Here is a 21,605-nt window from a genome sequence, read left to right as displayed (position 1 = left end):
AGCTTATCCACCCCTTACTCACATTTTATCCACAGAAATTATCCACATATCCACAATCAACTTCTACATTTTGTGTCTGAACATTCGTTCCCTACCATATATATCGCTCTATTTTCACAGTATCCACAGGTTATCCACAGATTTTCCGACTTATCCACTAGCGTGAACTCAGGAACCGTTTCCACTCCGTAAACCCAGTCATCTAGCGCTTCTTCGATATGTTCTTCACAACTATAAATTGGCTTTCCCACTGCTATTCCTTCTTTCTTATGACACAAACTGTGGATAACCACACTTTGTGTATGTATTTATCCACTTACATTACTTATTATGATAGGTGTAATCCGGTTGGGCGTCAACCAACATCCAATTTAATTCGAATTTTTCTAATTTATTTATCGATTTTTAGCCAAATATCTATTTTTTGTATATTTTAATCCTTATTTTTTCGGTTTTCAGCTATAATTTTTTACTTTTTAACTTATCCCCAGATTTTTAAGTTGTTACACACAAGTTATCCCCATCTTTAATATATATATCCACAAGCATTTCTACATTTCGTGTCCGAATACACGTTCTCTACGACATATTGATATTCACTAATATTCTTATGCACAGGTTATCCACATGTTTTTAAATATCATTATTATTGAAAACTTATCAACAAATCCTTATATTGCAATACATAATGAGTTATCTAGTTATCTTTATTTAAATTTTATTCACAACCACTCATTTTTCTGTGGATAACTTTTTCAATAAAGCTCACTCTATAAAATAATGATCTATTTGCGCTCTATCATAATCTAATATCCAGTCTTGGTATTGTGTATAAAGTGATCTAAGCAAACTCGCCTCGTTGCCCACAATATCGAGGCCTCTGTCATCATATGCATGAAAAATAATATTTGTCCTCGTATTAATAAACCAGCACTGACCTCGCAATCGCGGTTTGCGAATTAAATCTACATTCAAAATGGCTTGTAGCATCCGGATACAACGTAAATCTTCTATTTTACACTTCAGAATTATTCTGCTGTTTGAATCCATACTCAGGCTGTATTTCAAGTTTTTATTTTTCAAATAGCGTCGAATGGAGTCTGTATCTTTATCCACAACTAAATAAATCAGGTCGCTGGGTTCGAATATCTCTTGAAAAAGTCGTTTTGCTCGGTAGTTTACCCGCTTGAAGTAGATTTCCTCATCCATTTCTGCTGGATCACCTAATTCAAAACGAATTCCAACAGGAGCATGATAGAAAAGTGGTGGTTCTAATTGTAATTTCCCAAAATTATGACTGAAATAGGTCTCAAAGCTTTTGCTCACGTTTTTCCTCCTTACTCGGCATCGTTAATAATATCTATCAAATCCTCTAAATCTAGACCGATTTTGTTAGGTTCGTCATTCGATTTTAGGCCGATCTCCATAAAAAGAGATGACAGCACATCTAATATATCCTCGACAGCTTCAGAATCTAGTGCATCTTCGCCTTGTTTTTCAATAATTTCTATATATTGGCCTCTCTGATAACGCTCTAAAACATAGTATAATAAGTTTTTTTGAATAGCTTTCACTACTTTTTCACCCCTTACTGTGTATATTATCCGTTTGAAATAAATACACGATGTTTTCTTTGCTCACTACTGCGATTTTCCCATCAAACGCGTAACAATGCTGAACTTCTATTTCTTTACCGTTCTCATCTGTGATCGCAAATTGATTCACCGTTTCTTGTATCACATCATGCCGTATGACGTTTTTATGATTACAACTCCATATAATGTTGCCCGTTATCGTCGCGGTAACTGGGCTGTAGCCGCAATTTATAATCCTCTGAATGCTGCCACTCGGCTCAATACAAATACACTGATTTTTGCCTTCCCACGAATATTGAAAAAGCCAAATCTCCTTGGCCTGGCTATCATAAGCTATCGCCGTACCGTCAAAAATAAGTCCACTCGCCGTTTGGTGCAATGGAAAACGCCTCGTGCCATTTTTCTCAATTACCGCTAAACCTTCATTACTAGTCGTATCGGTAGTCGCTTCTTCATGAAAAAGTAGCCAGAAATCGTCACCGACTTGCTCTATTCCTGCCAGTCCATCGCCCCAAAATGCAAACTTTGCTAGGCTATTTTTGATTATGATGATGTTCTTCTCTTCATTGTCCATGACAAACGGGCAAACCCAGAGAAGTAGCGCGTCTTCGGCTATTCTGATACACTGCCAAACTTCTGGGATAAAATCTAGATTCCGAATCGCCTGCCGCGTCTCGCTTTTGATAATGCATTGGTTCTCTTCTAAATACATGCTCGCAATCATCACCGAGCCATCAGTTGGAATTAGAAATCCGTTCGATTCCAGCTCACCAATTTTTCGAAAGTTGATCGCTTTCACTTTGCTCATATCGGAAATCACAACATACAGACACGCTTCAAAACCAGCATCGAGAAAGCGAAATTGAACCGGGTGCTGGCCATTGGTTATCATGTGATTGGCCTCATGTTGCCTGAAAATACTCGGGATATCCAACGCATCGAGCGCCCTCTCATCGCCGAATACAAGGGCTTCTGGAAATTGGCTGATAATATCAAAAATATGGCTGGCGATGTTTGCTTTGAACTCGATAACGCCATAGAAAGTCGTGTGCCCCGCTTGTTCTACGTATTCTCTCGATAAAATGCTATCCTGAAATGGCAACACATCTCCATAAGCCTTCCACAACTTTCGGTAGTAATCAATCCGCGTCGGGAATTCAACTTCACGCGTTATCAGTGCAAAATAATGCAGCTCTGACGGCAAAATTCGGCTCAATTCATCGATGCAATAACTCGGATATTCTGTATTTCCAACCTCTAAATGCGTGCCATTTATCGCGATTCGTTTGAAATTCGAGTTTGTTTCTTGGGTTTCCGTCCAGTTTTTCTTCATGAGATTCTCCCCTTAGCTCGCGAATAATTCAACAATCGCGTAGTATACATAGCTATCGAACGAAGCAAGCATTAATAATAGTCCAACGACGGTGAATAATTTTTTATATTGGGTCTTTTTCGCCCGTTTTCCTAGGAGTATCAGGCAGACTAGTATGACGATATTGAATGCTAACAAAATTAGTAACACTTGGCAATCCTCTCCTTTTCAGTATAATAAGTACGATGTGACAATCGCCAACAGTAACAGCACGATACTCAACGTTTGAAGTCCCTCTTTCCACGGTTTTCGTAGCTTTAATTTTTCAACTAGCTCAATCATGAAAAATATATTAGCAAACACCGCGACGCCTACTACAACTTCAAGAACTCCGGTCGTTATAAAATCTTGGAAGAAAAACTGTATCGCTAGCACAGCTATAAAAATGCTGATTAGGATGTATTTAAAACGATTCTCTTTTCTTTCCTGATCCTTTTTTGAAGACAAAATTTTCGCCGCCTTTGCTATGTATTTAGAGTAGTAGAAGTGATATGATAATGGCGCCAAATCCGTTTAAAGCCAAAGTCTTCTGCAATCTCCGCGAACTTTGATATATTGCATAGTATAATGATAACAAGACAGCTTTTGAGGATTGTTCCTGTTATAAAATCTTGATATACATATTGAATTCCGATGATAATTATAACCACACCCACCAGCGCAAATAGCCTTTTATCGATTTGGCGGAGATATTGACTTTCTTCTATCGTGTATGTATTCGCCAAATATAGATCCCACCCCATTCTCAAATTCTAACATAAAACCGCGTCCCGAAAACAATGAAAAAACCAGAAATGAATCGCGACGCATTCCTGGTTCTACTTTTCATGACTTATTTCTAAAACAAATACAACGGTACTTTCTTCGTCACGCTCTTCGTTCCGACTTTATTCGTAATCCACAGAACTTTCGGTTTCGGACTGTAAAATGGCTTCAGCGCGAAATTCACTATGGGGCCTTTTTTAAGCGCGATTGGCTTTGTTAGGGCTTTTCCGGCGGTGTCTCTCAGCTGAATTGTCTTGGTCGCTGTGTCGGTGAACGAACGCATGATGCCGCCGCTGATGATGCCTTTTTTATACGTAGGGAGCTGAATCACGGTGTCGAGATAGCCACCGATTTTTTGAAACGGCTTGGCGTTGAGCGTATTTTGGCCAATGTATAGTGTATCCACGACTGGTAGCTTGCGGATCGGGGTGCCGGCGACGATTTGCTTCACGTTTTTGCTGGTGATCTTGTTGCCGGTGACTGTCACGAGCGATGTGCCGAAATAGGTTAGTTTGCCGCTGATGGTCTCGGTTTTCTCGCGGACGTCGATCAGGGTTTTGTAGTAGGTTGGGATGTCGCCGTTAATCGTGAACGTGTTTTGGCGGATCGTAATGCCGGATGCCAAACTGCCGTCGCTCGCTCCGCCGAAAATTCGTATCGGAAAACTGATATTTTGGGCGGTAAATTTGTTTTTTTCGACTAAAATGTATTTTGGTGCGGTGTACGTGTTGCGGAGTCGCAGGTTGAAGGTCATGAAGGAGATCGCGTCGGGACTGTTGATGGTGACGGTATTGTTTTGGTAGACGGCGTGCGCGATGCCGCTGCCTCGAATGCCTGTGTAGCCAACGTAACGCGCGTTTTTCACACCCCATTTTTGTTCGGTTTTTTGGTTGTCAGCGATGCGTTTATTGTTTTCTTTTTGTAGGGAGACAGTGTTGCCAATAGTGTAGACGTAGTTGTTGGCCGGACCATAGCTGTCGATTCCGCCGTCAAGCATCATGTCGGGCGCGATTTTAGCTGCTTTGGCCGCGTTATAGTGATAACCGCCGAAGCGCTCCATCCAATCGATGACTTTGTTGTTGCGAATGTACACTGGGGCTTTGGCTGAGCCGTTTCCTTGGTACAAACTGATGCCAGAACGTCCGGAATTCTTCACCGTATTGCCATCGATTCGTAGTCCGTCTGTATAACTTGCAGTGATTCCGCTTTGTAGTCCTGAATTAAGTATTTGATTATTAGCAATATTTACGTTCGTCGCCTTGGCGATACTTAATGCCGCGGAACCTACTTGATTAGCGTTTAAAATCATGTTTTGAACCTGAATATTGTTTTTTGTCGGCTTTTTGTATACAGCGTGATAATTTGCCGTAGCTTCTGCTTTTGGTACCGCGCCGATTTCTAGTAAATTGCTTTGGTACACGTGTACATTATGTTTTTGAAAATCGTATTTTGGCATATTAGCGTTATATTGTAGCGTGAAATTCCGCAGGTGCAGGTTGTTCACAGTCGTTACGCCCTTGCCTGTTTCCGTCGTCATCGGCCCGTTATTGAGCGTGATTTTGGAATCGGCCGGGTTCGTAGTTGCTCCAACCAACGTGACATTTGATTTCAAAATAATACTTCCTACTACTTCAAAATTCCCTTTTGGAATCGTGATAGGTTTTTTTGACGTGTTGATTGCATTTTGAAGGGCTTGTGTATTATGAGCCTTGATTTCCGTCGTTGTCCCTGGTTTCAGATTTAATGTCGCTGCTTTTGCGTTCGCGCCTTGGATGAGTAATCCGCCCATCAAGACCATCGCAAAACTGAGAAGCAGTAAAATTCTTTTTTTCATCTTCACTACCCCCTAATTTTCTAAAAACGTGAAATTAACATCGTTTTACGGACTTCTAATTTTTCCCTTACATTTTCCAAAAATGGCTTGTCTTCTTACTTAAGTCTATTTCCCCGTTCCAAAACTTATGTAAACCTTCGTGTAATTGTGAACAAATGTGTCGAAATTGTGAACACGACAAAAAAACCGAGCAGTGGAGGCGAATCGCTCGCCCTCATTACTCGGTTTCCGTCATATTAAAATTTATTTGTCAGGAGTTTCATCTGAACCATGTAACGCTTCTGGTTCTGTTACTGCGCTACTTGTTGTTTCTGGCTCGTCACTAGTACGCGGTGCAGAAACTGTCGCAATGACTTCTTCGCCATCGGTAATCACTTCGTAGTCGCCATTTTTAGGAATATCTGTTACCGTAATCGCGTCACCGATATCAAGATCTGTGATATCAACTTCGACTACTTCTGGTAATTTGTCTGGTGTTGCAGAAACTGTAATTTCATAAAGAACTTGTTGCAGTACGCCACTTAGCTTAACGCCTTTGGACTCGCCGACAAGGTTAATACTCACCGCTGCTTCCACTTCTTCAGACATGTTTACCGCTAGTAAATCGATGTGCTCGATGTCCCCTTTTAACGGGTCTATTTGGTAATCATGTAATAGTACATTTAATTTTGCTCCGTCAACCGATACTGAAAATACGGAATTTCGGCCGTTATCTCGAACTGCTTTAATAAATGTTAAAGAGTCTACGGAAACTGGCACGTTTTCTGCCTTGTAACCATATATAACACCTGGAATTCTACCTGCATTACGGATAGACGTTATGTTCGAATGCGGTTTTGTTTCTCTTTTCTGGACCTCTAATGTTGTTGCCATAAAAAATCACTCCACTCATTCAATTTATGTTGTACACCTCCATCATATACCCTTTCCGAAAAAAAATGAAACAATAAGGGTTTACGTTGCGCTATTTAAGGCTAAAGATAGGAGAAATCCTTTTTAGTAAAAACTGTATCATAACGCTTACATGTTTTTAGTATAACACTTTTTTAAATTCAAGTAGTTCAAGGTTTCACAAATGAAGATTACGTGTTATACTGTACTAGTAGATCGTATTTTTGAAGGAGGAATTTAAAAATGAAAGATCATCAAAAAATCATTTTAGTTGGAGACGGAGCAGTTGGTTCTAGTTATGCATTTGCTTGTGTGAATTTAAATATCGGGCAAGAATTCGGAATCATTGATATAGATAAGGACAGAACGATTGGGGACGCGATGGATTTAAGCCATGCGGTACCTTTTTCAGCGCCTAAGAAAATTTACTCAGCGAATTATAGTGATTGTCACGATGCGGATATCGTTGTTGTTACGGCTGGTACGGCGCAAAAACCTGGTGAAACTAGACTTGATCTTGTGAGCCGTAATATACGTATTATGAAATCGATTGTAGACGAAGTGATGGCGAGCGGCTTTGATGGGATTTTCTTAGTGGCTTCGAATCCTGTCGATATTCTTACTTATGCAACTTGGAAATTCTCTGGTTTGCCAAAAGAGCGTGTGATTGGTTCTGGTACGAGTCTTGATACGGCGCGTTTCCGGATGTCGATTGCCGATTATTTGAAAGTCGATGCGCGTAATGTGCATGGTTACATTCTTGGTGAGCATGGCGATACGGAATTCCCGGCTTGGAGCCATACAACGGTTGGTGGACTGCCAATCATGGAATGGATCGAGGAAGACGAGCAAGGCGCGATGGATACGATTTTCGTGAGTGTTCGTGACGCGGCCTATGAAATCATCAACAAAAAAGGCGCAACGTTTTACGGGATTGCAGCGGCACTTGCCCGGATTACAAAAGCGATTTTGAACAACGAAAACGCGATTTTGCCATTGTCTGTGTATATGGATGGGCATTATGGCTTGGATGACGTGTATATCGGCGCACCGGCTGTCGTGAACCGGAAAGGTGTTCGTCATGTTGTTGAGATGAAGCTGAATGATCAAGAGAAAGAACAAATGGCGCATTCTTCAGCAACTTTGAAAAAAGTGTTGGATGATGCGATGAAAGGTTATTAATCTATAACGTAGGAAAAGTGATGAGCCTCCGATTCAGGAAGCCCATCACTTTTTTATTTATGCACTTTTTCTTCTAACGAGGTATACTACACCTAGCAACAGCATACCCAACCCGTAAAAAACAGCTTGATTCGCTAGACTATCTCCTGTTTTCGGCAATTTTATTTGGGGTGGTGTTGTTTTTTCTACCGTATTAGTTATAGGCTTTATCACTGGATTGACAGGGATTTTCATTAATTTTTTCACTGGAGTCGTAACCGGGGTTTCCGGTAAAGTGATTTCCGGGATTCTATCTGGTGGATCGAGAAGAACTGGTGGTTTTTCTGGTGCCACTGATACTTCGCGACGGTTTTCCTTGATGACCTGAACTTGTGTGTCATTTTCTCCAATTTCAACCGTAACTAGAACTGGTGTGTTATCTAGTATATACCCTGCTGGTGCTTTTGTTTCTATAAAGGAATACTTGCCTGGAATTAGTCCCGAAATGACTATTTTTCCATTGATATCCGTCGTCATGTCTTGGAGCAGAATCTCTCCCTCATTATCTCGCAACTCAAAAATAGCGTCGGCTAGCGTCATCGAAGGATTATCTGCATCTACTTTTGTCAGCTCTATCGTTCCTGATCGAAGCATATTCTCGGTCCCCAGAATAATCGGCACCGTGTCTCCATCATTTACGACCACATAATGAGGTGTGTTATCCAATATATATCCCACTGGTGCCAGGACCTCCCTCACTGTATAGTTTCCTAATTGTAACGCATTCGAAACGAGGAGACCTTTCGCATTTGTTATTCCTTCAAAAACGCGCTCATCTTTATCGTTCAAAATCTCATACATCGCACCAGAAACTGGATTATTCAGATTATCTACTTTTTTAATCTGAATTCTACCGTCATATTTTCTGGTTGAAACCGAATTGGAGTAAATCATATCGTTTGGCAATATCAGAAATGCTTGATTGGATAGCGTCTCACCCATTTTCAGGCTCGCAACATTAACTTTAAAATGCCATTCTGCTAAGTCGCCTTTTGGTAAATCTTGCAACATTTTGATGACCAATTTATTGTTTTCTACCTTTATATCAAACTTTTTTTCGTCGTAAGCGCCAATTTCAGGAGCTACCATTTTTTCGCTTAATGGATCTGTAACAACGGTGCCCGCTGGAATCGCGTCACCATCTAAAGGTACCAAACGCAACGTATATGTCAATTCATTTTCATCATAATTTAAGGCTGTTTTATCGACACTTTTATTTAAAATATAGCTTGTTCCATAGTGCTTAATCGCCTGCACGGAGACTGTTTTTTCGATAGGTTGTCGATTACTCGCCGTCAGATTCGCCACATTCGCCTTTATTCCTAGATTGGTGTCCTCTATTTCTAGGGCATACTCCACAAAATAGGTCGTGTCAGCTGCGATATCCCCAAAGTCCACGGTGAAGCGCTTGGTTACGTCATTATATGCAATCTTATCTTTGAATTCTTCCGTCACATACGCATAACGTATCGCCTCTCCTTCCTCATCAAAATCGGTGACCTTTAAAATCCGAATGTTATCTTTTGTCATCGGATTCCCAGGGGTTGAAACTCTGCTGACCGCCGGAATAAGTTTGGTCCCTTGAGGTAACGTGTCCGAAACAACAACATCCTTTAATTCTACGCCGCGGTAGTTCACCACCAATTGAAAGCGATTTCCTTCGGGTGCCATTGTATTTAAATTGGCGACTCCATTCTGATCAAAATCCCCTTTATACCATTTATCAAACACTGGTAAATGTAGCGTATTTTGTCTCTGGATTTCAGCACTTGTTTGCTGTTGTTTACCAGCATAGGTTACTGTGAAATTTTGAATACTCGCTTGCGCTCCGCCAACTTTTAGTATTGGAGCTCCAAATTTTATTTGGAATAAACCGTTAAATGCATCATTTTCGCCAATCAGCTTGGTATCTACTGAGAAAGTAAGTTTAAAATTTGTAGTATCTCTTTCTATCCCTTCATACTTAAACGGCTCTGGAATAAGCATCTTAGTATCAAAATCATTCACATTATAAACGATTTCTCTCGGTATTGTCACAATGATTTTCCCATGTTCACCCAAAAAATCCCCTGCACTGCCAAAAACATTGACGTGTAAGTTGACTTCTTGGCGACTTTTTATCGTACCTGAAGCCACTGATATTGTTGTGTTGACACCTGTGCCTTCAGCCATAACCTGATCCTTTTTTACAATTAGAAATAACATTCCTAATTGTACGCTCAGTAACATAATCATAAAAATTGCCGTATATTTCTTTATCTTCATCAACTAATCCCCTTTTCTTCTCTATAAAAATATTTACTTCTGTACAGCATATAATTTCATTCAAGCAACGCTATTTTTGACTATAACATATGGATAACGAGTCTCAATTCACGAAATATTTGTTTTTCACCACTATTTTGTGACAATTTTATGACGTGCTAATTTTTCTTTAACTAAATGTTTCCTAATCTCATACGTGAAAAAGATGGCTCGCATTGCGCGGACCATCTTTTTTCGTTATTTATTTTGGTAATACGGTAATAACTTTGCTATCTAAGAATTTACCCGTTTTATCGTATGCTGCAATGCTTACTGTGTCTGTTACAAATGCGATTTTACCTAGGATGTAAAATTTGAATGTGCCATCGCCGTTGATTGTTCCACCGCTGTAAACGGTTGTGCCTACTGTTACTTTAAGCGACTTCACATCACCTGTAAAAACACCTGTAATGTTACTTGTGCCTAGCGTGTAATCTGCCACCGTAACTGTTCCCGCAGTTGGAATGGTTGTTTTGATTTTAACAGTTTTTGTGTCGAGTAGTTTTCCTGCGCTATCGTATGCTTTCACAACTACTTTATCTGTTGCTTTCGTTACCAAGCCATAAGAGTAGAATTTGAAGGTTCCATTGGCTACTGTTCCGCCTTTTTTGAATTCGCCATCGTTCACACTTACTTCAATGCGGGATACGTCTCCTGTGTAAGTTCCTGTAATGTTGTTGTCACCTGGAATAGTCATTTCAACTGGTGTGATTTTTCCTTCTGTCACGACAACGAATTTCACTAGTTCACGTGATAACTCTTTGCCATTTTTGTCGTATGCTACTACATAAATTTGATCCGTTTTCTTGATTGCTTTGCCGACTGTATAGAAACTAAATTCGCCATTTTTGACTGTTGCTCCAGTGTATTCGTCAAAACCTCGGACGATGGATACTTTGGCAACGTCTCCTGTGTAGCTACCTGTAATAAATTTGTCTGTACCAATGGTAAAATCATTCGGTGTGATTTTTCCTGTTGTTGCGTTTTTAGCGTCTAAAAGTTCTTGCGCTCGATCTAAGTTTTTTTGTAGTTCGGCTTTTTTCGCTGTGTCTGTTACTGTATTTACTAGTTTTTGCGCACCATCAATTGCTTTTTGTGTGGTTGTTTCTTTGATTTTATCTGTTGCTGGCTTGTTGCTTGTGAACAGTTCATTTACTGCTTTTTCTGCTGCAACTTGGCGATCTTTCTCCGCTTGGATTGCTGCGTTTTTAGCATCTAAAAGTTCTTGCGCTCGATCTAAGTTTTTTTGTAGTTCGGCTTTCTTCGCTGCGTCTGTTACTGTATTTACTAATTTTTGTGCATCATCAATTGCTTTTTGTGTGGTTGTTTCTTTGATTTTATCTATCGCTGGATTGTTGCTTGTGAACAGCTCATTTACTGCTTTTTCTGCTGCAACTTGGCGATCTTTCTCCGCTTGAATTGCTGCGTTTTTAGCATCTAAAAGTTCTTGGGCTTTGTCTAAGCTCGCTTGCAATTCTGCTTTTTTAGTTGCATCGGTTACTTCATCTATTAATTTTTGCGCATCATCAATTGTTTTTTGTGTAGTTGTATCCTTGATTGTGCCTGTCTCTGGATTGTTGTTTGTGAATAGCTCGTTTACTGCTTTTTCTGCCTCAGCTTGTTTGGCAGATTGGTCCGTCTTGTTGCGTAGATCTAGCAATTCTTGAGCGCGGTCTAGATTGGCTTGCAACGTTGCTTTGACTGTCGGGTCTTTCACTAAACTTACTTGTTCTTGTGCCTCATCAATTTTCACTTGGTTCGTTGCATCTTTAATGGCATCGCTTGTTGGCGTGTTATTTACGAAAAGTTGCTTTACTAGATGATCTGCAATAACTTGTTGGTTTTTATCCGCTTCTAAGGCTGCGTTACGTGCATCTAGTAATTCTTGCGCCTTATTTAAATCGGCTTGTAGTGCATCTTTTACCGTTCCATTTGTTACGATGTCAATTGTTTTTTGTGCATCATCAATGGCTTTTTGGTTCGTTGCGTTCTTGATTGCATTGCTTGCTACTGTGTCGTTTACGAATAATTCTTTGACTGATTTATTGGCGGCTTCTTCTAATTCAGCTGCATGACGTGCGTTTAGCAATTCTTGGGCTTTGTTTAAATCCTTTTGTAGTTCTTCTCGTATCGTCTGGTTACTGACTGAATTAACAAGTCCTTGCGCCACATCGATCGCCGCTTGATCGGTTGTAGCTTTAATTGCATCCGATTTTGGATCGTTATTACTGAATAAAGCATTGACGGCATTGCGTGCTTCTGTTTCTTTCACAGTTGTATTGTTTGTTAGCTGCGTCTGTGCTTGATTAATTAAATTTTCCAATCTTGTTTTTTCTGGAGAAGTTACAGCGTTTTTCGCAGTATTTTTTGCAATATCAATGTCCGCTTGCGTTACTTCTGCACCGATTGTTGTCAAACTTGAGCTAGTAAATAAATTGTATACCGCTTGTCCAAAGTTGGTATCGTATTTATAAAATCTGGACGTATCTACTTGAAATGAATATTTACCGCTAAGATATGATGTTCCATTTGGGTTAATTTTATCTACATAGAAAACCCGATAAGGTGCGGACTGAAGATTCGTATTTCCTACATAAATCCGAGCTGTTTCAGCAACATTGGAAGCAAGTTGCTTATATACCTGAATTTTTTGCCCATTTGGAAATAGAACATCTATACCGTAACCCTTGTGTATTTTTATCATATCAATAACTAGGTAGTTCCCGTCGAGTGATGCTGAAGGAAAATATGCATTGATATTTGACATGTATAATGTTGTATACCCTGGCGCCACGTATTTTGGAGCTGTCGCTGATGTCGCTGCTTGTGTTGGTGTAGCCATCGTATTAAGCGGTGTTACTACACTTGTTCCTAGTACTGTTGCAATAGTTAATACACTTACTAACTTCTTTACTTTCTTGTTTTTCAATTCTATTCCTACTCTCATTAAGTTTACAGGATGGTTCGCATATCTCAACCAAACTGCTTAATTGCAAGTATAAAGCAGAAATTTAGGCTAATGTTCTATAAATACGGAATTCTCACGGCATCCAGTTGAACATTTTGTGTCTTTTAAACGTTGGCATAATAAAAAATCGCGTCTTGTCTAGGATATGAAATCCTAAACAAAACGCGATTCTTATTTGACGGTCCCGACGGGATTTGAACCCGCGATCTCCTGCGTGACAGGCAGGCATGTTAACCCCTACACCACGGAACCTTTCAAGCTGCACCATTTTTGGCACTCCCTTATTAAAACATGTTTCAGCCCCCGCGTCAAGCGATTTCGAGTTTTTTCTCAAAAAAACACGACTCCTTATAAAATCCTGATTTGGAATACCTAACCCCAGCAGCCCGACAAATGCTTAGTAGCTAGGCAAAAGCGAGTACCGGAGCGGAACTTTTAACGACGCTAATGAGTATTTATCAGGCTGCTGGGCGCTTAGTGGGTGAAGCCGTAGGAAATCGGATAGATCGTATAAGTCCCATTTGACATCGGTGCCTTCTTTTAGGGGCCAAGCGACGATGAGAATGGCTGGACGTTAAAAATTGATAGCCATGCTTTGTCTTTCCACACTACCCAACCAACGCCGGGGTAAACGAGACCGTATTTGTGGCCGGATGTGTTGATGGATTTGACGTTATCGAGGTGGAAATCCCATTCTAGCTCTGCTTCCATGAACGGGGTGTATAAGCTTCCTGACGCGGCGTCCACGTGGATATAGACTTTTACCTTACTTGTTTTATCATAGGTCGTGATTGCGGCGTCTAGCGCTTTGATGTCATCGTAACGGCCGGTATAAGTCAAAACCATGATGCCGACGACGCAGATGGTGTAGTCATCGATGAGAGCTATTGCTTTATCGGGATCGAGCGCGAGGCATTCTTTGGTCACTGTAACTTTGCGTAATTCGATATCCCAGTAGACGCCGAATTTCTCCCAAACGACTTGATATGCGGATGAAATAATCATGTTTGGACGCTTGCTCATATCTAAGCCGAGATTGCGGGCTTGTTGTTTCCAACGAAAAAGTGCGGCCATTCCGCCTAGCATGCAGGCTTCGGAGGAACCGACTGTCGATGTACCGATGAATTCGTCGCGTTGATCGGCGTTCTCGTCTATCGTATCTGCTGGTATTACGTAACGCGGAAGTGACTGTTCGGATAATCCTTCTCCGTAAAATAATCCTATTCCATCGTGCTTCGAGTCTTTTTTATTACCACCAAGTAACGCCATTTTTATCCAACTTCTTTTTAATATATTCTTTGCACCATAGCCTCTTTTGGATGCTGGCAAACTTAATTAGTACGTAAAAACAGAGAAGAACCGCGTGGCCTTCTCTGTTTTGGGTGTTTAGTGAATCAGTTCCGCTAGAATACTTGTGAGCACGACGGAGGTTATCGTTACTGCTGAAAAACCTGCGATGATCATTTTCGGTAAAATTTGGCCTTCGATTGCCGCGATTTCTTGTTCGTTTTCACCAACACTTCTCGCGGCTTCCTGACTCAAAATCATGGTTCCTGGGAAGCCGTATAGCGTCGTGAGGCCGATTGCGATCGACATCGAAACGCTGTAGCCAAGGATTTTTCCCATGACAGCTGAGAATACGACACTCCCGCTTACGCCGATTGCGAATGCGATGCAAAGTGGGCCAATAAGGGCAACGAGGTCATCGACGGAAGATGTAGCTAGTGGGCCAAAAATGATGATTAGGATGGCCAGCATCATTAGGCCGTATGCATCGATGCCGCTTAGGATGTTTGGTTTGATGACGCCGAATGCGCGTAGGGCGATACCGAATAATAGCGCGACTACGAACGTGTTTAGAACGCCGTTTGTGATGGTATCAATGTAGATGGACAGCATCACGACAACGCCGACTACGAATAGGGTTCCTGCCGTTGTTTGTAACGCTTTTGGCATCATCGTTTTCGCTTCATCATGATGGACTTCTGCTTTTTCTGTTTGAATGTTCCCAGCCCGATATTCTCCTTTGATACGGTTGGCTTCTTTGCGCAAAATAAGGGATGTCAGCGGGAAACCGATTAAGCCCTGGAACGCAGCGATCAGAACTGGGAAAACGGCTACAAGTAGTAAGCCTGATGCTAGCGCGGATTCTTGTACAATAATGACCGAAATGGTTCCGCCGCTGATCGCACCAATGGCAGCAATGACGAAGTTCTCGTCTAAGAAAAACGAGCCGATGAGGAAAAGGAATGCGGCGATACCAAGTACTGCAGCGACGCCAATCACAACGGTTCTCCATTGTTTTTTGAGTTCGTCGAGGCTAATCATGGTTCCGATATGAACGATGATAAATCCGACAACCGTCTGGCCTAGCGCGAGTAGTGATGAACTGCTAAGTAGGTCTTCTGGAAATATATTTGTTTTAAAGCCCACCAAGAAAATGATGGATGCTACAAGTAGTGATGAAATAAGTGACTTGGTTTTTTTGGAAACGAAATCACTGATCGCCCAAATGAGCATAATAATCGTAAAAGCTGTAACTGGATTCATGATTAATCCCCCCCGTTTTGTTATACACTTAGTTTTTATTCAATTGTATGATAACTGAAGCCGAGTCCGTGTACTTCAGATACCGTGTAAGCAATGACAAAAGCTTTCTTGTCTAAAGAATTGATAACTTTCAGGATGGTTTGATATTCGCGTGTTTCCAAAACGACCATCAGCATCGTTTTTTCGCTACCACTGTATCCCCCTGACACATTGAAAACAGTGACACCACGCCCCATTTCTTTTAGCAAGCCTTCCTTGATTTCTTCTATTTTGTGATCGCTCATAATCATCACGGCTTTGCGTTTCTTGAGGCCTGTTTCTAAATAATTCATAATAATGGCAACTAAAATAAGTGAGAGTATGGCGAATAGAAACTCTTCGACGCCGAATATGAAAATATTGAAAATAACAATAATCGTATCGACTAAAAAGAGGCCAAGCGATGTGTTCAGATTAAAATATTTCTTGAGAATCAGCGGTGGAATCGTTGTCCCGCCACTAGAAGCCTCGATGCGGTACAGAATCGCAACACCAATCGCAAAAATCATACTACCGAAAATAACGGATAGCAGGCGATCTTGCGCTAGCATAACTTCTGGAATAACTGCCAAGGATAGTGGCAAAAGTAGGCTTCCAAGGAATGAGCGGACAAATACGGCGCGTCCTAAGAAAATAAAGGCTAGGATAAGCATGATGACGTTTAGAACGAGTACGGTCATCGCGATTGGAATTCCAAGTGCTTGTTCGGCCAAAATCCCGATACCCGTCACGCCACCCGCTGCGATATGATGCGGCGCGAGAAAAAGATTAATACTTGCACCGATAAGCGCAATGGAAACTGCTACGAGTAAAAATTGTTTCACTAAATGTTTCATTTAAACACCTTCTATCTGATTAGTCTTACCGTGATTTTCGTCTATGAAAGGTGCTGTTTATGTCGCGACTTCCTAGCTTGTGGGCAATTATTTCGATGCCACGTGTTTCACAATTTCGTATGCTAATGCCGTCGCTTTTTCTAGTTCGCGAATAGGAATATACTCGTGAACGGTGTGAATTTTTTCATAGCCAATCGATAAGTTGGTTGTTTCTTTTCCTTGTTCGTTAAAAATGTTGGCGTCACTGCCACCACCGCTTGTTTCGTGCTTTGCTGTCATACCGAGCGTTGCCATCGCTTGCGTTGCGATTTTGACGACGTTCGTTTCGGCATCGAAGTGGTAACCGCCGTACTTCATCTCTACTTTTATTGTAATCGCGCCACCCATTTCTGCTGTCGTTTTTTCGAATAAGTCTTTCATGTGCTGTATTTGCGTCTCGCAGGACTTGCTGTTGATCGACCTAACTTCTGCAACCATCCGCACGTGTTCCATCACGATGTTCGTCGCAGTTCCACCTTTAATTATACCAATATTTGCGGTCGTTTCAAAATCGATACGGCCTAGTTTCATCTGAGAAATTGCTTTTGCGGCGATCTCAAGGGCTGAGATTCCTTTTTCAGGCTCGATTCCAGAGTGTGCCGCGGTTCCGTGAATCTCGATTTCCAGGCCTGCATGCGTCGGGCTGCCAACTGTAATGCTTCCGACCGGGCCACCTGTGTCAAGGACAAAACCATAATTCGCGGTAAGTGCGCTCATATCAAAGGCTTTAATGCCGATTAAACCGCTCTCTTCCCCGACTGACAGCACAAATTCGAGCGTGCCGTGGGGGGTGTTATTTTCCTTGATTAACTGGATGGTTTCCAGCATAATCGCGATACCAGCCTTATCATCGGCCGCTAAAATCGTCGTGCCATCGGAATAAATAATATCATCTTTGATTTGCGATTTGATACCCACGCCTGGTGTAACCGTATCCACGTGACAAGAAAAGAAAATCGCGTCGGCGTCGGTAGTCGCAGGTAGTCGGCATACTAAATTATTAGCGCCAAAACCCGTTTTTGACATCGTGTCATCTTCTTTTACCTCAAGGCCTAGCGACTGAAATCGTGTTTTTAAAAATGCTTGAAAATTCCCTTCATGTTTCGTTTCTGAGTCGATTTGGACAAGCTCGATAAACGTGTCCACTAATCGTTTGCTGTTCACCATTGTTGATTCCTCCCTTTTGCTGATTTTGTCGATCATTAAAAATAGGTAATTTGATATATACTTGAGATTTTCCCGTTATATTTTTGCCTTAAACCTAGTTTTACATTTATTAGTATTAAAAAAGGAGTTGGCAGACCACAATCGGCGCCAACTCTTGATTTATCCTTATTTTAATTTGCGTCGCCATAAAATCGCTGAGCCTAAAACGAGGAGGCTTCCGCCGAGGACCACAAGTGCCCACATCGTGTCTGTATCTCCCGTCGTTGGTAAATTGGGCTCACTCGCATCGCCATCAGAAACGGCGCTAGCCTCAACTGGCTTAGATTCCGCGCCGACTTGATTTGGTAATGGTTGTACGACGGTCAGTTGCTCTGACGCAGTTGGTGTCTCTGGTGATGTCGGGATTTCTGGTTGCTCCCGATTCACCGGTTTTTCTGGCGTCGGAATTTCTGGGTCTGGATCTGGTTGTTCCGGCTCCGGCGTTGGTTCCTCTACTTTCAAGGCCTCCAAATCAGCCAACTTTGCAGTTAAAACGGCATAATTCGTAACGTATTTTTGCAATGTCGCGTCCAGATTATCGTACGCAGCTTTTGCGGCTAAAATGGCTGCCTCGTCTGTGAGCGCTATCGTCGTCGGCAAAGCATCGATTTCCGCGGTGACCGCCTGCGCCTTGTCCGTTTTCAAAATGCCATACGTATCGAAAAGCGTCGCATCAGTTGTGGCACGAGCAGTTTGAGCCGATTTCGCGTCATACGTGTAGGCTTTATACGTGAACCGATCCTCTGTAAAACTAATCCCAGCAAACATTTGCAACATCGGTTGGGCGTACTTCGCTGGATACACGCCCGCAGCGCTCATATTACTTTCCGATTGCGGCTGATAAAACTTGTACCCACTCGTATTGATGACATGGTAGCTCTGTCCGCCCGGATCGACATCGCGCGAAATCCCGTCATCCTCCACTTTGCCAATAGTATCCGTCGCGATCGGCATCTTACCATCCATTTGCTGCGAACGGAAATAGCTGTGATCGTGGCCCTGCAACACAATATCAATACCCAGCTCATCAAAAACTGGCGCTAATTGATCACGCAGCGTCACGATTTCCGTATCCGTCATGTGACTCGCCACCGTATAAATCCCTTTATGAAACGCGACAACCAGCCATTTTGCACCGTCCGCACGCGCTTTTTTAGCATCCTCTTTCAGCCAAGCAAGTTGCGTCGGATCAAGCGCCCGCGAATCCTGATCGTTCGTGTTTAGCATCATGAAATGCGCCGGACCATAGTCAAACGAATAGTACACGCCTTTATTCAAATTATTCGCATTCGCCGGATGATCATAGTAGAAATGTTGGCGGAACGAATTGTTGAACGCGTCATGGTTCCCCGTCGCCGCCGCTATCGTCGTATTGCTGAGCAACTTTTGCGATGTGCCAAATAACCAGCCCCATTCAGCTGGACTCGATGACGTATTCACCAAATCCCCCGTTTGCAAAATAAATTCAGCGTTCGGATACATCGCGAAACCTTTATTCAGCGTCGCGTCCGTCCAACTATACTCCTCCTCACTACTTCCCTGCGAATCCGTCACATATAAAAAATCAAAAGCCTTCGTATTCCGTTTCTGCGTCGTAAACTTGGCCGGCTCACTCCATTTATCCCGCGTCTTATCACCGACACGATACCAATACGTGGTGCCCGAATCCAAATACTTCGCTGCGACTTGATGCGAGAACCCGCCGATCGCAGCGTCATTCGCCTCACTTTTACCCGTCACCGTCTGCGCTCCCGCAAAACTCGGAACCCCCGTCCCGACCGCCTTCACATATTGCAAGTCCGAGCCCGCGTCCGATTTCGTATGCCACGTCACACCTTTTTGCGTCTGGGTGTTCCCGAAGAACGTCACCGCAATCTTGCTCGGCGTATAATCCGCGTCCGCCACAACCTCATCCGGCGTCACAAATCCCGTCAACTCCGCGTCAAACGTCACATCCGAGCTCGTTCCCTTCTGCTGAAAAACCGCAACGGCAATCGTGTTCGTCCCTTCCACAAGCGGAATCGCGCCGAGCTTAATTCCCTCATATTCCACCGCATCCGAACTCTGCTGCCCCGAATAATCCACGAAATTAATCGCTCCATCCGCGAGTCGCACCCGCTTCACTTCTTTCCCGTTCATATAAACAACCGCACTATCATCAGCTTTCAGCGCCAAATTCGCACGCAAGTACTTGTCCGAACCCTTCACCTCAAAATTCTTTCTAAAAAAGGAAACTGGATATTTCTTGTCCTCATCCGTACCGTAAGAAATCGTTGTATTTATCTTAATATCCGCATTTTTCGGATTGTAACCCAGCGCCCCTTTTCCAGATTTCCAAGCAGTATCATCAAACGTCCCGTCACGCCACGTATCACCTGGATATGTACCCTGATCCCAATATTTCCAACTAGATTCTTTCGCGATAAGCGTCTCTCCCGCAACGCCCTCCGCCTTCACCACATTTCCAAATGGGATATAACTAACCCCGATTTGAACCAATATAAGCGCCACCAATAAATAAACAAACCCTGATTTCCACTTTTTCACCGTTTCTCAATCCCCCTCCATTTCACTTACCACACCAGTTTAGCGCAGCAATGTTAAGCGTTGTTTGAGAATGTGTATCGATCCTGTATTTTGCATGTAAATTTTCAATCCTTACAATAATTATGATAAAACTGTAAGATATTCTTAGTAAATTGTTATTTAAATCGCGGGAAACTCCCATGCGCACAGGCTATAATGGAATTAGGAAAGGAGCTGTTGAATATGAAAAAATTCTGGCAAGTAATTACAGCGATTGGCGAGACACTTGTAGACCCTGCAAAAATGGCTAAGGAAGTTAACCGTGCTGGCTAATCAAAACAAACAGAAACCCCGACTATAACGCCCACCTTATGAATCAGGGCCTATAATCGGGGTTTATGCATTTATTTATCTATAAATTGAGTCCATCACCACCGTAACAACACTAGCTTCAAGCGTGGCATTGGCTCTACTTTCGATCAAATCATCTACATATTTCGCTATTTCTGTGGAAATCGAATGCGACGCGGTTCTGTAAAGTAGGCTCGGCGTATGATCGACTACATAGTGTAAAATCCCGTCGACCGTATATGTCGGATTCGCAATCGTCGTTGGAATACTCGTTTCAATGGCGCCCGCCCGATCACAACTCACATCGATAATAATTGCATTTTTCTTCAAACGCTGTAAATCTTTTCGATACATAATATGATCTGTTCGTTTCAAATCCCATAAAATCGCATTGATAATCACATCATATTGCGGTAATTCCTCTTGAAATAAGGCTTCTTGATTACGATTATAAATATGAACTTCGGCGCCTAAGTTTTGCAGTATTTTCTGTGCACCATGAGATACATTACCACGCCCCAAAATCGCCACTTTTGTATTGTAAGGCATCTCGCCAATCAGTTGGTACGCATGCATAATCGCACCCTCGCCTGCCAGCTCATTATTGATCCAGAAACAATGGCGATTCATGTAGTCCATATTCTCCCAAGCGTAGGCTTTCACCCCTGATTCCACCAATTTATTCGCGATATCCTTATTTTGTTCCGCGTGCACCCAGCCAAATATCGTCTGACCTTTTTGTAATTGGCTTAGAAATTCGGAGTCACCGATCTTCGGCTCGCAAATAATATCTTGACGGAGCACGTCCGCTCGCGACTGAACATGACAGCCAAGCGCCATGTATTCCCCATCTTCTATCCCCAAAACCTCACCATACCCTGTTTCGAAAAAAAGCTGATCTGCATTCGTAATAGTCGTGATATGTTCAGGTAACAACGCAATTCTCTTCTCGTTTTCCTTATGACTATTGACAAAACCCATCGTCTTTTTCTTCATTTCTAACATTTTTTTTACCTCCATTGTATTTGTGGTATAGGTGTTTAGTCCAGCATTTTTTTGTTTATACCGACTTTTCCGACTAATAATCCGTGTGATGTCTGCAATATTC

17 protein-coding genes and 1 tRNA gene are annotated in these 21,605 nt (G+C 42.2%); 1 reads left to right on the top strand and 17 read right to left on the bottom strand.

The annotated features are described in order from the left end of the window. Window positions 1-56: 56 nt before the first annotated feature. The 8 genes from EP58_RS03965 to EP58_RS03930 all read right to left on the bottom strand — a co-directional run bounded on the left by EP58_RS03965 (window position 57) and on the right by EP58_RS03930 (window position 6,439). Entirely contained in the window at window positions 57-251 is a 195-nt protein-coding gene (locus EP58_RS03965; protein ID WP_036090370.1) for a CxxH/CxxC protein, read from the bottom strand. Window positions 252-765: 514 nt separating this feature from the next. Continuing rightward, window positions 766-1,326, bottom strand: a complete 561-nt coding sequence (locus EP58_RS03960; RefSeq protein WP_036090368.1) for a DUF3885 domain-containing protein — start codon at window positions 1,324-1,326, stop codon at window positions 766-768. 11 nt (window positions 1,327-1,337) lie between these two features. Next, on the bottom strand, window positions 1,338-1,574 hold the full coding sequence (locus tag EP58_RS03955) for a hypothetical protein (RefSeq protein ID WP_036090367.1): 237 nt from the start codon (window positions 1,572-1,574) through the stop codon (window positions 1,338-1,340). Window positions 1,575-1,581: 7 nt separating this feature from the next. Beyond that, window positions 1,582-2,928 (bottom strand): hypothetical protein, encoded by a 1,347-nt coding sequence (locus tag EP58_RS03950; protein ID WP_036090365.1) that lies wholly within the window; start codon window positions 2,926-2,928, stop codon window positions 1,582-1,584. A 12-nt stretch (window positions 2,929-2,940) separates the two neighbouring features. Then, on the bottom strand, window positions 2,941-3,117 hold the full coding sequence (locus tag EP58_RS17455; RefSeq protein ID WP_159106207.1) for a hypothetical protein: 177 nt from the start codon (window positions 3,115-3,117) through the stop codon (window positions 2,941-2,943). 18 nt (window positions 3,118-3,135) lie between these two features. After that, a complete protein-coding gene (locus EP58_RS03945) occupies window positions 3,136-3,414 on the bottom strand; it encodes a hypothetical protein (protein ID WP_036090362.1) in 279 nt (92 codons plus the stop codon). Between the two features lie 391 nt (window positions 3,415-3,805). Then, the gene (locus EP58_RS03935; protein WP_036090357.1) at window positions 3,806-5,566 is read right to left on the bottom strand and encodes a right-handed parallel beta-helix repeat-containing protein; all 1,761 of its coding nucleotides are present in this window, start codon (window positions 5,564-5,566) and stop codon (window positions 3,806-3,808) included. 243 nt (window positions 5,567-5,809) lie between these two features. Next, window positions 5,810-6,439: a 50S ribosomal protein L25/general stress protein Ctc gene (locus EP58_RS03930; protein WP_036090354.1), complete on the bottom strand. Its 630-nt coding sequence runs from the start codon at window positions 6,437-6,439 to the stop codon at window positions 5,810-5,812. Window positions 6,440-6,700: 261 nt separating this feature from the next. Between EP58_RS03930 and EP58_RS03925 the strand changes: the two genes are divergently transcribed. Next, a complete protein-coding gene (locus EP58_RS03925) occupies window positions 6,701-7,639 on the top strand; it encodes an L-lactate dehydrogenase (protein ID WP_036090351.1) in 939 nt (312 codons plus the stop codon). Window positions 7,640-7,696: 57 nt separating this feature from the next. Here the strand turns inward: EP58_RS03925 and EP58_RS03920 are convergent, their stop codons facing one another. From EP58_RS03920 to EP58_RS03880, 9 genes are all read right to left on the bottom strand, one after another. Then, window positions 7,697-9,943, bottom strand: coding sequence for a SpaA isopeptide-forming pilin-related protein (locus tag EP58_RS03920; protein WP_036090348.1), 2,247 nt, complete (start codon window positions 9,941-9,943; stop codon window positions 7,697-7,699). A gap of 241 nt (window positions 9,944-10,184) precedes the next feature. Next, window positions 10,185-12,911, bottom strand: a complete 2,727-nt coding sequence (locus EP58_RS03915; protein WP_036090344.1) for a toxin Cry1Ac domain D-VI-related protein — start codon at window positions 12,909-12,911, stop codon at window positions 10,185-10,187. 218 nt (window positions 12,912-13,129) lie between these two features. Further along, window positions 13,130-13,202: transfer RNA gene (locus EP58_RS03910), tRNA-Asp, on the bottom strand. A gap of 288 nt (window positions 13,203-13,490) precedes the next feature. Further along, complete coding sequence (locus EP58_RS03905; RefSeq protein WP_052164985.1) at window positions 13,491-14,219, bottom strand: pyridoxal-dependent decarboxylase; 729 nt, start codon at window positions 14,217-14,219, stop codon at window positions 13,491-13,493. A 117-nt stretch (window positions 14,220-14,336) separates the two neighbouring features. Beyond that, window positions 14,337-15,500 (bottom strand): hypothetical protein, encoded by a 1,164-nt coding sequence (locus tag EP58_RS03900; RefSeq protein WP_036090342.1) that lies wholly within the window; start codon window positions 15,498-15,500, stop codon window positions 14,337-14,339. Window positions 15,501-15,535: 35 nt separating this feature from the next. Continuing rightward, window positions 15,536-16,375: a YitT family protein gene (locus tag EP58_RS03895; RefSeq protein WP_036090339.1), complete on the bottom strand. Its 840-nt coding sequence runs from the start codon at window positions 16,373-16,375 to the stop codon at window positions 15,536-15,538. A gap of 87 nt (window positions 16,376-16,462) precedes the next feature. Beyond that, entirely contained in the window at window positions 16,463-17,581 is a 1,119-nt protein-coding gene (locus EP58_RS03890; protein ID WP_036090337.1) for a M20/M25/M40 family metallo-hydrolase, read from the bottom strand. Between the two features lie 165 nt (window positions 17,582-17,746). Then, window positions 17,747-20,167 carry a metallophosphoesterase gene (locus EP58_RS03885; protein ID WP_036090334.1) on the bottom strand — a complete coding sequence of 807 codons (2,421 nt, stop codon included), beginning with the start codon at window positions 20,165-20,167 and terminating at the stop codon, window positions 17,747-17,749. A 387-nt stretch (window positions 20,168-20,554) separates the two neighbouring features. Then, a complete protein-coding gene (locus EP58_RS03880) occupies window positions 20,555-21,502 on the bottom strand; it encodes a N(5)-(carboxyethyl)ornithine synthase (RefSeq protein ID WP_036090332.1) in 948 nt (315 codons plus the stop codon). Window positions 21,503-21,605 lie beyond the last annotated feature (103 nt).

The organism is Paenilisteria newyorkensis (genome assembly GCF_000766145.1).
GTDB lineage: Bacteria > Bacillota > Bacilli > Lactobacillales > Listeriaceae > Listeria_A > Listeria_A newyorkensis.
The sequence above is the reverse complement of the archived record's forward strand: the minus strand, read 5'-3'. Positions and strand labels throughout refer to the sequence as shown.